The organism is Pseudomonas poae (assembly GCF_001439785.1).
Taxonomy (GTDB): domain Bacteria; phylum Pseudomonadota; class Gammaproteobacteria; order Pseudomonadales; family Pseudomonadaceae; genus Aquipseudomonas; species Aquipseudomonas poae.
Genome location: NZ_JYLI01000001.1, coordinates 24,839 through 39,303, shown reverse-complemented (window position 1 = coordinate 39,303; position 14,465 = coordinate 24,839). Strand labels below are relative to the sequence as shown.

Annotated in this window: 13 protein-coding genes; 12 read left to right on the top strand and 1 reads right to left on the bottom strand. The window is 61.9% G+C overall.

The window, feature by feature from the left end; genetic code table 11:
* The first annotated feature begins 364 nt into the window (after positions 1–364).
* From arnC to TU75_RS00080, 12 genes are all read left to right on the top strand, one after another.
* Positions 365–1,396 carry an undecaprenyl-phosphate 4-deoxy-4-formamido-L-arabinose transferase gene (gene arnC, locus TU75_RS00130; protein ID WP_003230677.1) on the top strand — a complete coding sequence of 344 codons (1,032 nt, stop codon included), beginning with the start codon at positions 365–367 and terminating at the stop codon, positions 1,394–1,396.
* A complete protein-coding gene (gene arnA, locus TU75_RS00125) occupies positions 1,393–3,396 on the top strand; it encodes a bifunctional UDP-4-amino-4-deoxy-L-arabinose formyltransferase/UDP-glucuronic acid oxidase ArnA (RefSeq protein WP_060547836.1) in 2,004 nt (667 codons plus the stop codon). Before arnC ends, arnA begins: the two co-directional genes overlap by 4 nt.
* Positions 3,396–4,280 carry a 4-deoxy-4-formamido-L-arabinose-phosphoundecaprenol deformylase gene (gene arnD / locus TU75_RS00120; protein ID WP_060547835.1) on the top strand — a complete coding sequence of 295 codons (885 nt, stop codon included), beginning with the start codon at positions 3,396–3,398 and terminating at the stop codon, positions 4,278–4,280. The genes arnA and arnD overlap by 1 nt, the downstream gene beginning before the upstream one ends.
* Complete coding sequence (gene arnT / locus TU75_RS00115; RefSeq protein WP_060547833.1) at positions 4,277–5,932, top strand: lipid IV(A) 4-amino-4-deoxy-L-arabinosyltransferase; 1,656 nt, start codon at positions 4,277–4,279, stop codon at positions 5,930–5,932. Before arnD ends, arnT begins: the two co-directional genes overlap by 4 nt.
* Positions 5,929–6,276, top strand: coding sequence for a 4-amino-4-deoxy-L-arabinose-phosphoundecaprenol flippase subunit ArnE (gene arnE, locus TU75_RS00110; RefSeq protein ID WP_015372077.1), 348 nt, complete (start codon positions 5,929–5,931; stop codon positions 6,274–6,276). Before arnT ends, arnE begins: the two co-directional genes overlap by 4 nt.
* On the top strand, positions 6,273–6,674 hold the full coding sequence (gene arnF, locus TU75_RS00105; RefSeq protein ID WP_060547831.1) for a 4-amino-4-deoxy-L-arabinose-phosphoundecaprenol flippase subunit ArnF: 402 nt from the start codon (positions 6,273–6,275) through the stop codon (positions 6,672–6,674). The genes arnE and arnF overlap by 4 nt, the downstream gene beginning before the upstream one ends.
* Positions 6,671–8,050, top strand: coding sequence for a UDP-glucose dehydrogenase family protein (locus tag TU75_RS00100; RefSeq protein ID WP_003230688.1), 1,380 nt, complete (start codon positions 6,671–6,673; stop codon positions 8,048–8,050). The genes arnF and TU75_RS00100 overlap by 4 nt, the downstream gene beginning before the upstream one ends.
* A gap of 3 nt (positions 8,051–8,053) precedes the next feature.
* Complete coding sequence (locus TU75_RS00095; protein WP_060547824.1) at positions 8,054–9,676, top strand: ArnT family glycosyltransferase; 1,623 nt, start codon at positions 8,054–8,056, stop codon at positions 9,674–9,676.
* Between the two features lie 303 nt (positions 9,677–9,979).
* On the top strand, positions 9,980–10,147 hold the full coding sequence (locus TU75_RS27595; protein ID WP_163001002.1) for a hypothetical protein: 168 nt from the start codon (positions 9,980–9,982) through the stop codon (positions 10,145–10,147).
* Positions 10,148–10,318: 171 nt separating this feature from the next.
* Positions 10,319–11,029: an HPP family protein gene (locus TU75_RS00090; protein ID WP_060547822.1), complete on the top strand. Its 711-nt coding sequence runs from the start codon at positions 10,319–10,321 to the stop codon at positions 11,027–11,029.
* Positions 11,030–11,159: 130 nt separating this feature from the next.
* Positions 11,160–12,263 carry an enoyl-CoA hydratase/isomerase family protein gene (locus tag TU75_RS00085; RefSeq protein WP_060547820.1) on the top strand — a complete coding sequence of 368 codons (1,104 nt, stop codon included), beginning with the start codon at positions 11,160–11,162 and terminating at the stop codon, positions 12,261–12,263.
* 3 nt (positions 12,264–12,266) lie between these two features.
* Positions 12,267–13,418 (top strand): acyl-CoA dehydrogenase family protein, encoded by a 1,152-nt coding sequence (locus TU75_RS00080; protein WP_060547817.1) that lies wholly within the window; start codon positions 12,267–12,269, stop codon positions 13,416–13,418.
* A gap of 266 nt (positions 13,419–13,684) precedes the next feature.
* Here TU75_RS00080 and TU75_RS00075 read toward each other — a convergent pair whose 3' ends face one another.
* A complete protein-coding gene (locus TU75_RS00075; protein WP_015372073.1) occupies positions 13,685–14,458 on the bottom strand; it encodes an enoyl-CoA hydratase in 774 nt (257 codons plus the stop codon).
* Between the last annotated feature and the right edge of the window lie 7 nt (positions 14,459–14,465).

Genomic DNA, 14,465 nt, shown 5'->3' with positions numbered 1-14,465 from the left:
AATGCAGAGAAGATTGTTGAATTAAATCCGGCAACGAATCACAGGCGGCGAAGTTGCACACAATGTGCGGCGGCTTGTCCCTGTTTTGCTGGTCAGTTCTCGGCTGCAGGCCGCTGGCTGCTTAGCTGAACCCTAGCTGTCTACCTGTCAAATAAACGAGTTTTTCATCAGGCTTTCATATCTGTTCAACATTTTTGCGCTTAATCTTGAACGCATTACTTCACAGTAAACCGCGCTATACAGGCTAACCTGTTGATAATGTTCCAGCTTTGACACCGCGCATCTATCCGCGGCCTGCATGTTCGCCCCCTGATTGCTGCTGTTTTCACGCTTCAAGTTGCGCTAACCCCGAGGTCATGAATCTTTGAAACCCTACCCTATTCATTGCGTGTCGATCGTTATACCGGTCTACAACGAACAAGAGAGCCTGCCTGAACTGCTGCGTCGCACCAATGCCGCCTGCAAGCAACTGGCCTACGAATACGAAATCATCCTGGTGGATGACGGTAGCCGCGACAATTCGGCCCAGATGCTCGAAGACGCCGCGAACGAAGACGGCAGCAACATCGTGGCGGTGATCCTCAACCGCAATTACGGCCAGCATGCCGCGATCATGGCCGGTTTCGAGCAATGCCGGGGTGAGGTGGTGATCACCCTGGACGCCGACCTGCAGAATCCCCCGGAAGAAATCCCGCGCCTGGTCGAGCAAGCCGCCCTTGGCTACGATGTGGTCGCCACCGTGCGCAACAATCGCCAGGACTCGGCCTTCCGCCGTTGGCCGTCGCGCCTGATCAACCTTGCCGTGCAGCGCTCCACCGGCGTGGCCATGAGCGACTACGGCTGCATGCTGCGCGCTTACCGCCGCACCATCGTCGATGCCATGCTCGCCTGCCGCGAGCGCAGCACCTTCATTCCAATCCTGGCCAACGGCTTTGCCCGCCATACCACGGAAATCCTGGTGCACCACGCCGAGCGTGAACACGGCGAATCCAAATACAGCGCCATGCGCCTGATCAGCCTGATGTTCGATCTGCTTACCTGCATGACCACCACGCCACTGCGCCTGCTCTCCATTGTCGGCTTCAGCCTGGCAGCGCTGGGCGTGCTGTTCGCCCTCGCGCTGGTCATCCTGCGCCTGGCCTTCGGTGCGCAGTGGGCCGGCGACGGCATGTTCGTGCTGTTCGCGGTGCTGTTCGTGTTCACCGGCGGCCAGTTCATCGGCATGGGGCTTCTGGGTGAATACCTAGGCCGCATGTACAGCGATGTGCGCGCCCGCCCCCGTTTCTTTATCGAAAAAGTGCTGCGCAACCAACCGGCAGCACCTGCACCCGTGGTCGTCGTCGACGGCCTGGTGTCATCCCATACCTCCACTTCTTCCGATCAGGGTCAGTCATGAGTTCAAAAGCTGTTGTATTCGCGTACCACGATATTGGTTGTGCAGGCATTGAAGCCCTGCTCAGTGCGGGTTACGAAATTGCTGCCGTGTTCACCCATGCCGATGATCCCAAGGAAAACAATTTCTATGGCTCCGTTGCGCAACTGTGCGCGCGCAACGGCATCCCGGTGCATGCTCCGGAAGACGCCAACCACCCGCTGTGGATCGAGCGTATCGCCAAGCTGAACCCGGATTACATCTTCTCCTTCTACTACCGCAACCTGCTCAGCGAAGCCCTGCTGGCGACCGCCAAAAACGGCGCGTTCAACCTGCACGGCTCGCTGCTGCCCAAATACCGTGGCCGCGCCCCGGCCAATTGGGTGCTGGTCAACGGTGAGACCGAAACCGGCGTGACCCTGCACCGCATGGTCAAGCGCGCCGATGCCGGCGCCATCCTCGCCCAGCAGAAAGTCACGATCGATCGCAGCGACACCGGCCTGACCCTCCACGCCAAACTGCGTGACGCGGCCACCAGCCTGCTGCGCGATGCACTGCCGCAACTGGTCCAGGGCAAGCTGACCGAAACCGCCCAGGACGAAAGCCAGGCCACCTGCTTTGGTCGCCGTACCGCCGCCGATGGCAAGCTGGACTGGAAAAAACCGGCTGAACAGCTGTTCAACCTGGTACGCGCCGTGACCCAACCCTACCCGGGCGCCTTCTGCGCCGTGGGCGAGCACAAACTGATCGTGTGGCAGGCCGAGGTCATCCAGGGCAATGAAGGCCTGGCGCCGGGCCGGGTGATCAGCGTCAACCCGCTGCGTATCGCCTGTAGTCAAGACTCCCTGGTGATCAAGTTCGGCCAGCGCAACGCCACCGGCCTGTACCTGGCCGGCCCTTCCCTGGCCGATGAATTGGGTCTGGTGGACGGCTCCGTACTGCGCGGTGCCGAATCCGGCAGCAAGCCACGCCGCACCCGCGTGCTGATCCTGGGGGTCAACGGTTTTATCGGTAATCACCTGTCCGAGCGCCTGCTGCGCGATGACCGCTACGAAGTCTACGGCCTGGACATCGGCTCCGACGCCATCGAGCGCCTGCGCAGCCACCCCAATTTCCATTACGTGGAAGGCGATATCAGCATCCATACCGAGTGGATCGAATACCACATCAAAAAATGCGACGTGGTGCTGCCGCTGGTGGCCATCGCCACGCCTATCGAATACACCCGCAACCCGCTGCGCGTGTTCGAGCTCGACTTCGAGGAAAACCTCAAGCTGGTGCGTTACTGCGTCAAGTACAACAAGCGCGTGATCTTCCCATCGACCTCCGAAGTCTATGGCATGTGCCAGGACCAGTACTTTGACGAAGACACCTCCAACCTGGTGGTCGGCCCGGTCAACAAACAGCGCTGGATCTACTCCGTCTCCAAGCAATTGCTCGACCGCGTGATCTGGGCCTACGGCGACAAAGGCCTGAAGTTCACCCTGTTCCGTCCGTTCAACTGGATGGGCCCGCGTCTGGACCGCCTGGACTCGGCGCGTATCGGCAGCTCACGTGCGATCACCCAACTGATCCTGAACCTGGTGGAAGGCACGCCGATCCGTCTGTTCGACGGTGGCGAGCAGAAACGTTGCTTCACCGACATTGCCGACGGCATCGAAGCGCTGGCGCGCATCATCGATAACGACAACGGTGTGTGCAACGGCCAGATCATCAACATCGGCAACCCGGAAAACGAAGCCAGCATCCGCCAGTTGGGCGAAGAGCTGCTGCGTCAGTTCGAAGCCCACCCGTTGCGTGGCAACTTCCCGCCATTCGCCGGCTTCCGTGACGTCGAGAGCAAGGCGTTCTACGGCAACGGTTACCAGGACGTGGCGCACCGCAAGCCAAGCATCGACAACGCCAAGCGCCTGCTGAACTGGACGCCGACCGTGGAGATGAGCGAAACCATCGGCAACACGCTGGACTTCTTCCTGCGTGAAGCCATGCTCGAAATCGCCCAGTCCAACGAAGCAGCCAAATAATGAAGGCAGGCTTGCGCATCGACGTCGACACCTACCGTGGCACCCGTGAAGGTGTGCCGCGGCTGCTCGAATCCTTGGAAGAAGCCGGGGTTAAAGCGACGTTCTTCTTCAGCGTCGGGCCGGACAACATGGGGCGCCACCTGTGGCGCCTGATCCGTCCGCAGTTCCTGTGGAAGATGCTGCGCTCCAACGCTGCCGGCCTGTATGGCTGGGATATTTTGCTGGCCGGCACCGCCTGGCCGGGCAAGCCGATAGGCCGTGACCTGGGGCACCTGATGCGCCAGGCCAAGGCCGCCGGTCATGAGGTTGGACTGCATGCCTGGGACCACCATGGCTGGCAGGCCAACACCGGGCGCTGGAGCGACGCACAGCTGATCGAGCAGATCCGTCGCGGCGTCGACACCCTGAGCGACATCCTCGGTGAGCGCGTCGACTGTTCAGCGGCCGCCGGTTGGCGCGCCGATGAGCGCGTGGTGCAAGCCAAGCAAGGTTTCAATTTTCGCTACAACAGCGATTGCCGGGGTACCAGCCTGTTTCGGCCGACATTGGCCGACGGCAGTGCGGGTACGCCACAAATTCCGGTAGACCTGCCGACCTTCGACGAAGTCGTCGGGCCGGTGGTGGCTGCCAAAGATTTCAACGGCTTCATTCTTGACCGCTTCGAAGCGGCGAAGCTCAACGTCTACACGATCCACGCAGAAGTAGAAGGGATTCTGATGGCCAATGATTTTCGCCAGTTGCTCGCCCAGGCTGGGCAGCGCGGCATCGAGTTCGCGCCACTGGGTGACCTGTTGCCCGCCGACGTCAATACCCTCCCCCGACAACACCTGGTGCGTGGCGCCTTGAGCGGCCGCGAAGGCTGGCTCGGAGTGCAGCAGGCATGATGCGGCGTTGGGCCCTGCCCCTGCTGCTGTTGGCGTTCGGCGCGTTTTACCTGCTGCCGTTGGCCACCCATGGCCTGTGGATTCCAGATGAATCGCGCTATGCGCAGATCAGCCAGGAGATGCTGCTGACCGGCAAGTGGGCCGCGCCGCACTTCATGGGTATCCGCTATTTCGAGAAACCCGCCGCCGGCTACTGGATGATCGCGTTCGGCCAGGCGATCTTCGGGCAGAACCTGTTCGGCGTGCGGTTTGCCTCGGCCCTGAGCACCGGCCTGAGCATCCTGCTGGTGTACGCCGTATCGCGCCGTTTGTGGGGCGACCGCCAGAAAAGCCTGATCAGCACCGTGCTGTACACGAGTTTCGTCAGCGTGGCGGCGCTGGGCGGTTACGCCAACCTCGACCCGCAGTTCACCTTCTGGGTCAACCTCACCGGCGTTGCGTTGTGGTTTTGCCTGGACAGCACCACTCGGCGTGGCCGTCTGTGGGCATGGGCGCTGCTCGGGTTCGCCTGCGGCATGGGCTTTTTGACCAAAGGCTTCCTGGCGTGGCTGTTGCCGGTATTGATTGCCGTGCCGTACATGGTTCTGCAAAAGCGCGTGGGTGAACTGTTGGGGTATGGGCTGATCGCGGTGGCGGTTGCCACGGCTGTCAGCCTGCCCTGGGCGCTGGCCGTCCACCTGCAGGAGCCGGACTACTGGCACTTCTTCTTCTGGCACGAGCACATCCAGCGCTTTGCCGGCGAAGATGCCCAGCACGCCGAGCCGTTCTGGTATTACCTGCCGCTGCTGGCCGCCTTTTCGTTGCCGTGGCTGGGCCTGCTGCCTGCCACCTTCAAGCAGGCCTGGCTGGACAAGCATGCGCCGAAAATTGCCTATCTGTTGCTGTGGCTGCTGATGCCTCTGGCATTCTTCAGCCTGGCCAAAGGCAAGCTGCCGTCCTACATCATGCCGTGCCTGCTGCCCCTGGCCGTGCTGATGGGCCATGCGCTGGCCGACAAACTGGCCCAAGGCCGCACGCGTGCCTTGCGCATCAACGGTTGGCTGAACCTGATCCTCGGTGTCGTGGCGCTGCTGGCGCTGACCTGGGTGCAACTGAAAAAACCGGTGTACGAACCCGGCCAGGAAACCTTCAGTCTGGTGCTGGTCTGTGTCTTGCTGTTCGGCTGGGTTATCGCCAACCTGCTGCAAGCCATGCGCCCGCTGACGCTGTGGGCGGCGCCGCTGATCGGCAGCGGCCTGCTGGTGGCCCTGGCCCCGGCCGCGCTGCCCCATTCGGTGGTTTACAACAAGACCCCCGATCAGTTCATCCTTGATCACTTGCAAGAACTGCAGCCGGCCACCGCCCTGCTGAGTAACGACCTGGGCGCGGCATCGGCGCTGGCCTGGCGCCTGAAACGCCCTGACGTGACCCTCTACAACTCTATCGGCGAAGTGAAATACGGCCTGGCCTACCCGGATGCCAGCCATCACATGGTGGACACCCACCAGGTTCAGCAATGGATGAGTGATGCGCGCAAGCGCGGTCCGGTCGGCGTGGTGATGCGGGTCAAGGGGGATGACGAGATTGCCGAAGTCAATCTGTTGCCCCAGGACGGCAAGCGGTATGAGCAGGGCAACATCGTGATCCTGATCTTCGCCCAGGTGGCGCCGTGATCACCCTGCTGCTGTTGCTCGCTGCCTGCCTGCTTACCTGCATGGGTCAGGTCTCGCAGAAGTTTGCCGTGGAAAGCTGGCGACACCTGCCCGAAGGCTGGGCGCTGAAATTGCGCTCGCCGTGGCTGTGGTCAGCGCTGCTGTGCCTGGGTTTCGGCCTGCTGGTGTGGCTGCTGGTTTTGCAGCGCCTGGAGGTCGGGATTGCCTATCCGATGCTCAGCCTCAACTTTGTGCTGGTCACGTTGATGGCGCGGTTCGTGTTCCATGAGCCCATCGACGGCCGCCATTGGCTGGGCGTGGCACTGGTGATTGCCGGCGTTGTGTTGCTGGGGCGCCAGGTATGAGCCGCGCACGGGGTTTTGCCCTCGCCCTGGGCAGCGTCGGCCTGGTCAGCGCCGCACAACTGGGCATGCGCTGGAGCATGACGCGCCTGCCCCTGCCCCATGAATGGCTGAGTGTGCCGATTGATCCGAGTGCGCTGGGCGTGGTGATCCTCGCGATCCTCGCCTACGCGCTGTCGATGCTCTGCTGGCTGGGGGCGCTCAAGCACCTGCCGTTGGGCCGTGCCTATTCACTGCTGAGCATCAGCTACGCGCTGGTCTACCTGTTGGCCGCCAGCCTGCCCGTGTTCAACGAATATTTTTCACTTTCAAAAACCTTGGGGGTGGCGTTTGTCATCCTCGGTGTGTTGGTTATCAACTCCCGCCGTCCTAGCGCAGCAAGTCCCAGGAACGCCTCATGAAAATCAGTGTATTTGGTAGTGGTTACGTCGGTCTGGTACAGGCCACCGTATTAGCCGAAGTCGGTCACGATGTCATCTGCATGGACGTGGATCAGAACAAGGTCAAGCTGTTGCAGCAGGGCCATGTGAGCATTTTCGAGCCAGGCCTTGCGGCCATGGTCAAGGAAAACCTGGAGAGCGGTCGCCTGCACTTCACTTTTGACGAGAAGCTGGCGGTCGAACACGGCGAAGTGCTGTTTATCGCCGTGGGCACGCCGTCGGATGAAGACGGCTCGGCCGACCTCAAGTACGTGCTGTCGGTGGGTGACGCCGTGGCCCGCCATCGTGTGGCCCCGGTAATCCTGGTGGAGAAATCCACCGTACCTGTCGGCACCGGCGATACCCTGCGCGCGCACATCGAAAAAGCCCTGCGCGTGGCCGGCCGTCATCTGGAGTTCGATATCGTCTCCAACCCCGAATTTCTCAAGGAAGGCTCGGCCGTTGCCGACTGCCGTCGCCCTGACCGCATCATCATCGGCTGCGAGCGTGAAGAAGTGCGCGACGTGATGCGCGACCTGTATGCGCCGTTCAACCGCAACCATGACCGCATCATCTTCATGGACCTGCGCAGCGCCGAGCTGACCAAGTACGCCGCCAACTGCATGCTCGCCACCAAGATCAGCTTCATCAACCAGATTGCCGAGCTGGCCGAACACCTGGGCGCCGACATCGAAGCCGTGCGCCTGGGCATCGGTGCCGACTCGCGCATTGGCTACCACTTCATCTACCCGGGCTGCGGCTACGGCGGCTCGTGCTTCCCCAAAGACATGCGCGCCCTGATCCACAGCGCCAGGCAGGCCAACTGCTCCAGCGACCTGCTGGAGGCGGTGGAAGCGATCAACCAGCGCCAGAAGAGCAAGCTGTTCGAGCGCATCAACGCGTTCTTCAAGGGCAATCTGCGCGGCAAGACCTTCGCCCTGTGGGGCCTGGCCTTCAAGCCCAACACCGACGACATGCGCGACGCCCCCAGCCGCGTGCTGATGGAGGCCTTGTGGGCTGCCGGCGCCAACGTACGCGCCTTCGACCCCGAAGCCATGCAGGAAACCCAGCGCCTCTACGCCGATGAAGAGCGCCTGATGCTGATGGGCACGCCGGAGTCGACGCTGGTGGGCGCCGATGCGCTGATCGTCTGCACCGAATGGCAGCAGTTCAAGGCACCGGACTTCGACCTGATTCACCAGCGCCTGAAAACCCCGGTGATCTTCGATGGCCGCAACCTGTATGACGGCGAACGTCTGGCGCGCAAGGGCTTCCAGTATTTCCCGATGGGCCGTGGCGACTCCTGCACGCTGCCGATCCCCCAGCAGCAGTGGTTACCCCAGGTTGTGGAAGCCTGATACGTGAACAAAGCGCAACCCTCCCCGCTCACCGCAACGCTGCGCCGCCAATCCCTGGGGCTGGGGTTGCTGGCGCTGTTGCTGTTTGTCGTCGGCAACTGGCATCAGGCAATCATCGGCTTTGACTCGCGTTTCGTGGTGTTTGCCCAGGAGATGCTGCGCCATGGGCCGAGTTTTTTCCCCACGACCTATGGGCAGCCGTACGCCGACTACCTGGCGACTTCCACCCTGCTGACGTGGGTGTTGTCATTGCCGTTTGGTCAGGTCACCAGCTTCACGGCCTGGTTGCCCACCTCCATCGCATCTGCGCTGATCGTCACCCTGGTGTACCGCCTGACGGCGCCCTACTCCACGCGCTGGGGCCTGCTGAGCGTGGCGATGCTGTTGCTCAGCAGCACTTTCATTACCGAGACCCGCGCGGTATCCCTCGACCAGATGCTCGCCGCCGTGGCATTGGCGGTGTTCTACCTGGGTTATGCCCATGATCATTTCGGCGCGGCCAGGCGCGTGCACTGGCTGTTCCTGCTGCTGATCATCGGCTTTGCCATCCGCGGGCCCATCGGGCTGGTGATTCCTACCGGCATCCTGTGCAGCTATTACCTGCTCAGTCGCCAATGGCGCCCGTTGTTCAGCTTCGGGCTGCTGGCCCTGGCGCTGCTGGCGGCGTGTATCGGCCTGTTGTTGCTGCTGGCCAAGCTCAGTGGCGGTGAAGTGTTCATGCAGGACGTGATCCGCATGCAGTTCATGGGGCGCATGGACGGCAGCGAAGGTTCGAGCGGCGTGCTGTATTACTTCACCAGTTCTCTGGGCAACTATGCCCTTGCCTACCCGCTGGCCTTGCTGGTGCTGCTGGCAGTGCTTGCCGGCGGGCGGCGCACACCGGACCCGGCGTTGCAACTGGTGCTGTACTGCGCCGCCGCCGGTGTGCTGGTGATGCTGGGGTTGTCGGTGCCACAGGCAAAAAAGGCACGTTACATTCTGCCGATGCTACCGATGGCGGCGATCATTGCGGCTTACCCGTTCCAGGTCAGCCAGGGACGCTTGTTCGCCGGGTTGCGCGCTTTGATGCTGGGCATCTGGACGCTGTCGCCGGCACTGCTGGCGATCGGGCTGATGGCGGCGCGGCGACGCTATCCGCAGCAGTTGGAGAGCCTGGGGCTGATGTTCACGGTCCTGGGTGTGCTTCAACTGCTGGCAGTGTTTTCGTGGCTGAAGCCGCGATGGCGCCCGCTGGGGCCGGCATTGGCGGCAGTGCTTGCGATCTGGTCGACTTACATCGTGGTGGTCGAGCCCCTTGAACGCGCGGTCTACGACACACGTGCCTTCAGCCTTGCGGTCAAGGCGCGTATCCAGCAAGAGCCCGCCCCGCTGGTGCTGCACGGCCTGGGTAAGGACGCGAAAGCGATCAAGTTCATGGTTGGCTATGGCTGCGACAAGGTGCCCCTGTTTACCCAGACGTCCAGGGACCTGGCACCGCTGCAAGGGCCAGCCTGGCTGGTGATGAGTGCCCAGGACTTCGACCACCTGGAAGACCCTCGCCTGCAGGGTCTCACTCCGACCCTCACAGGAACGTTCGATAAAGACCCTTACGTGCTGCTGCGTCTGGAGAAGGTTTCACCGCCTTGAGCGCAGGTTGGCCCGCTTCGTAGGACGTGACGCCCGCTCTTTCCGGAGTGGGCGTTTTTCGTCACAGGCAGCCGGAAATACCCTACATATCTATACGTAAAGGCCGATTAACTCTGCCTTTCGGCGCCTCCACCCCGCCGGTAAACTCGCATACCAGTGCGTTAACTATCTACCACCCGACGCACACTGCATAACAACAAGGACGCTGTCGGCCAGCGACATCAGGGCCGCCTACTGCATAAAGAGGGCAATGCCGTGTCGGATGATTCTTTGCTAATTCCCGGGCCGAGGCTGGATGGGTTGATGGAACTTCGCGATGCCGTGGTGGCGCTGAACGGGCCGCTGGCCGACGATCCAGCGGTGCAGGAAAACCTGCAGCGTCAGCTGTTCAACGAGGAACGCCGAACCCGCGTGCTCGGGCGGATCAGCGCAGTGTCAGCACAGAAAACCCGGCTAATTCCTTTTGGCTGATTGCGTTGAATCCAGTTTTATTGCATTCAACCTGCATTAATATGCATTGGACCCATTGATTCAACGGCGGCACACTGCGCAGGTTCCTTCCCCCAATTGTTGGAACTTGCAGGGCTTTTCCGGGAAACCTGACAAGCCCTTTTTTTCGCCCGCTGTTCATGGATTCGCACAATGCTCGCTCGCTGGTTACCCGCTGCCATCAACACCCGTCCTGCAGAATGGAGCCGTGCCGCCATCGGCATGGCTCTGGGCACCCTGTTCAGTGTGTGGCTGTGCGCCCAGGTGTTTGGCATGGACGTCGCTCTGCACCTGCTGGGCCCACTGGGCGCGTCGGCGGTGCTGCTGTTTGCGGTGTCATCCGGCGCACTGGCGCAGCCGTGGTCGATCATCGGCAGTTACCTGTGCGCGACGGTCGTTGCGCTGCTGGTGGCCCGGGTATTGGGGCGCACCCTGGGCAGTGCGTGCCTGGCGGCAGGCATGACGGTGATTCTGATCTGCTGGCTGCGCTGCCTGCACCCACCGTCCGGGGGGCTGGCCATGACCCTGGTGCTGGCAGACCCCGCGTCCGCCGCCCTTGGCTGGCATGAACTGTTTGCCGTGATGCTCGGCGCCGGCGCCTTGTTGGCGTGTGCCCTGGCCTACAACAACGCCACGCGCACCCGCTATCCCAAGGCTGCCGGTATGCCGCCCGAGGGGGTCATGGGTAATTCACCGCCGATGACTGACCCGGCCATCACTGCCGCCGATCTGAAGCTCGCCCTGGCTGAAATGGAACAGTTCTACGACATTGAGCCGAACGAGCTTGAGCAACTGGTCCATGCGGCCGAGGGCCATGCGCGCCGGCGCAGTATCGGCGAAGTCCTGGCCCGCCGCGTGGCGTAAGCACGACTGCATAAATGCAAGAAGCACCTGCATGATTGAAGGTTGTACTGGGCAAATTTGCACTGGTAGGATCGCGAGAAGGTTCGCTTGCGAACATCTTGATAAAGACAATAAAAGCAGGGAGTTAGAGATGACTGCTCAGGTTTCCGCCGAGGCAAGCCCCATCGACGCGCGCAACAAGGATGTTCAGACCGAAGTCCGCAACCATATCGGCCACCTTACTCTCAATCGCCCGGCCGGCTTGAACGCCCTTACCCTGGACATGGTGCGCAGCCTCAGCCACCACTTGCAGGCCTGGGCGGACGACCCGCAGGTGTATGCCGTCGTGCTGCGCGGCGCCGGTGAAAAAGCCTTCTGCGCCGGCGGCGATATCCGCTCCCTTTACGACAGCTTCAAGGCCGGCGATAGCTTGCACGAGGACTTTTTCGTCGAGGAATACGCGCTGGACCTGGCGATCCACCATTACCGCAAACCCGTACTGGCCCTGATGGATGGCTTTGTGTTGGGCGGCGGCATGGGGCTGGTGCAAGGCGCTGACCTGCGGGTGGTCACCGAGCGTAGCCGACTGGCCATGCCGGAAGTCGCCATCGGTTACTTCCCGGATGTGGGCGGCAGTTACTTCCTGCCGCGCATTCCGGGAGAGCTGGGGATTTACCTGGGCGTGACCGGCGTGCAGATCCGCGCAGCTGACGCACTTTACTGTGGCCTGGCCGACTGGTATCTGGAAAGCGATCGGCTGAGCGACCTCGACCACAAGCTGGACAGCCTGCGCTGGCGCGGCTCGCCGCTCAAGGACCTGCAGGGCGCGCTGGCCAAGCTGGCCGTACAGCAACTGCCGGACGCGCCGCTTGCCGGCTTGCGCCGGGCCATCGACCATTTCTTTGCGCTGCCGGATGTGCCGAGCATGGTCGAGCAACTGCAGCAGGTCACCGTTGCCGACAGCCATGAATGGGCAATCACCACCGCCAACCTGATGCAGACCCGCTCACCGCTTGCCATGGCGGTGACCCTGGAAATGCTGCGTCGCGGCCGTCGCCTGCCGTTGGAGCAGTGTTTCGCGCTGGAGCTGCACCTGGACCGACAGTGGTTCGAGCACGGTGACCTTATCGAAGGCGTGCGCGCGCTGATCATCGACAAGGACAAGGCGCCACGCTGGAACCCGCCGTCCCTCGATGAACTGGAAGCCGCCCATGTCGAACGCTTCTTCCGCGACTTCAAGCAGGTTGGGAGATAAGCCATGCAAGATATTGAATACACAGAAGATCAGGTGATGTTTCGCGACATGGCGCGCGACTTTGCGCGCCACGAGATCGCACCGCATGCCCAGGCATGGGAAAAAGCTGGCTGGATCGACGACGGCCTGGTCGCGAAGATGGGTGAACTGGGCCTGCTGGGCATGGTCGTCCCCGAGGAATGGGGCGGCGCGTATGTCGATTACGTCGCTTATGCCTTGGCGGTGGAGGAGATTTCCGCCGGCGACGGAGCTACCGGCGCGTTGATGAGTATCCATAATTCAGTAGGTTGCGGGCCAATCCTCAACTACGGCTCACTGGAGCAGAAGCAAACCTGGTTGGCGAAACTTGCCAGCGGCCAGGCGATTGGCTGCTTTTGCCTGACCGAACCCCAGGCCGGTTCCGAAGCGCATAACCTGCGTACCCGCGCCGAACTGCGCGACGGTCAGTGGGTGATCAATGGCGCCAAGCAATTTGTCAGCAACGGCAAGCGCGCGCAGCTGGCGATCGTGTTTGCGGTGACAGACCCGCAGCTTGGCAAGAAAGGCATCTCGGCGTTCCTGGTGCCCACCGACACCCCGGGATTCATGGTCGACCGTACCGAACACAAAATGGGCATCCGCGCGTCAGATACCTGCGCCGTGACCTTCACGGCCTGCACGGTGCCCGAAGCCAACTTGCTGGGCGAGCGCGGCAAGGGCCTGGCCATTGCACTGTCGAACCTGGAAGGCGGCCGCATCGGCATTGCCGCCCAGGCCCTCGGGATCGCCCGTGCAGCGTTCGAAGCGGCACTGGTATATGCCCGTGACCGTACGCAATTCGACAAACCGATCATCGAGCACCAGAGCGTGGCCAACCTGCTCGCCGACATGCAGACCCGCCTCAATGCCGCCCGATTACTGATCCTGCACGCCGCGCGCCTGCGCAGTGCCGGCAAGCCATGCCTGTCGGAAGCCTCCCAGGCCAAGCTGTTTGCCTCGGAAATGGCCGAGAAGGTGTGCTCCTCAGCGGTGCAGATTCATGGCGGGTACGGATACCTGGAGGACTACCCGGTGGAACGCTACTACCGGGACGCGCGCATCACGCAGATTTACGAGGGCACCAGCGAGATTCAGCGGATGGTGATTGCCAGAGAACTGAAAAACTACCCGCTCTGACTGTCTGTGGAGTGTGAGCGCGATCATGTGGCGAGCGGGCTTGCCCAATGCCATTCAGTTAAGCGCAGATTCCCTGTGGCGAGCAGGCTTGTCCTGCGTTGGGCTGCGCAGCAGCCCCACAACCAGGCGCTGAGCCGTATCAGGTACACCGCGTTTGGCTGGATTGGGGGCGCTTCGCACCCCAACGCGGGGCAAGCCCGCTCGCCACAGGGATATCACTGTATGTTGTGTTTGATAAGCGCGCTCTTCAGCGGCGGGCAGATCGGTTACTTGTCCTTGAACTCAGGCGCGCGCTTGGCGACGAAGGCGGCCATGCCTTCCTTTTGATCCAGGGTGGCGAAGGCTGCGTGGAACACCCGACGCTCAAAGCGCACACCTTCTGACAGGCTGACTTCAAACGCGCGGTTCACGCTTTCCTTGACCATCATACTGATCGGCACCGACTTGCCGGCAATCAGAGTCGCCACTTTAAGCGCTTCGTCGAGCAGTTCATCGGCCGGCACAATGCGTGCTACGATCCCGCAACGCTCCGCTTCCACCGCATCGATAAAGCGACCGGTCAGGCACATCTCCATGGCCTTGGCCTTGCCCACGGCGCGCGTCAGGCGCTGGGTGCCGCCCATGCCCGGCAGCACGCCGAGGTTGATTTCCGGCTGGCCGAATTTGGCGCCGTCACCGGCTAGGATAAAGTCGCACATCAGCGCCAGTTCGCAGCCGCCACCCAGGGCAAAGCCGTTGACCGCCGCGATGATCGGCTTGCGGCGGTTGGCCACGCGGTCGCTGTCGCTGAACAGGTCGTCGAGGTAGATCTGCGGGTAGGTCAGCTCGGCCATTTCCTTGATGTCGGCGCCGGCGGCAAAAGCTTTTTTCGAACCGGTCAACACTATGCAACCAATGTGTGGATTGGCCTCCAGTTCGTCCAGCGCCTGGTTCAGCTCGCTGACCAGTTGCGCATTCAGCGCGTTCAACGCTTGCGGACGATTGAGGGTAATCAGCCCGACACGGTCCTGCACTTGCAGCAAAATGGTTTCGTAGCTCATTGATTGG

Bases quoted from the DNA above. Each gene is read 5' to 3' on its own strand.
- arnD (WP_060547835.1), top strand. From the start codon at position 3,396: ATGAAGGCAGGCTTGCGCATCGACGTCGACACCTACCGTGGCACCCGT.
- TU75_RS00085 (WP_060547820.1), top strand. From the start codon at position 11,160: ATGACTGCTCAGGTTTCCGCCGAGGCAAGCCCCATCGACGCGCGCAAC.
- TU75_RS00075 (WP_015372073.1), bottom strand. From the start codon at position 14,458: ATGAGCTACGAAACCATTTTGCTGCAAGTGCAGGACCGTGTCGGGCTG.
- TU75_RS00100 (WP_003230688.1), top strand. From the start codon at position 6,671: ATGAAAATCAGTGTATTTGGTAGTGGTTACGTCGGTCTGGTACAGGCC.
- TU75_RS27595 (WP_163001002.1), top strand. From the start codon at position 9,980: ATGGAACTTCGCGATGCCGTGGTGGCGCTGAACGGGCCGCTGGCCGAC.
- TU75_RS00090 (WP_060547822.1), top strand. From the start codon at position 10,319: ATGCTCGCTCGCTGGTTACCCGCTGCCATCAACACCCGTCCTGCAGAA.
- arnF (WP_060547831.1), top strand. From the start codon at position 6,273: ATGAGCCGCGCACGGGGTTTTGCCCTCGCCCTGGGCAGCGTCGGCCTG.
- TU75_RS00080 (WP_060547817.1), top strand. From the start codon at position 12,267: ATGCAAGATATTGAATACACAGAAGATCAGGTGATGTTTCGCGACATG.
- arnT (WP_060547833.1), top strand. From the start codon at position 4,277: ATGATGCGGCGTTGGGCCCTGCCCCTGCTGCTGTTGGCGTTCGGCGCG.
- arnA (WP_060547836.1), top strand. From the start codon at position 1,393: ATGAGTTCAAAAGCTGTTGTATTCGCGTACCACGATATTGGTTGTGCA.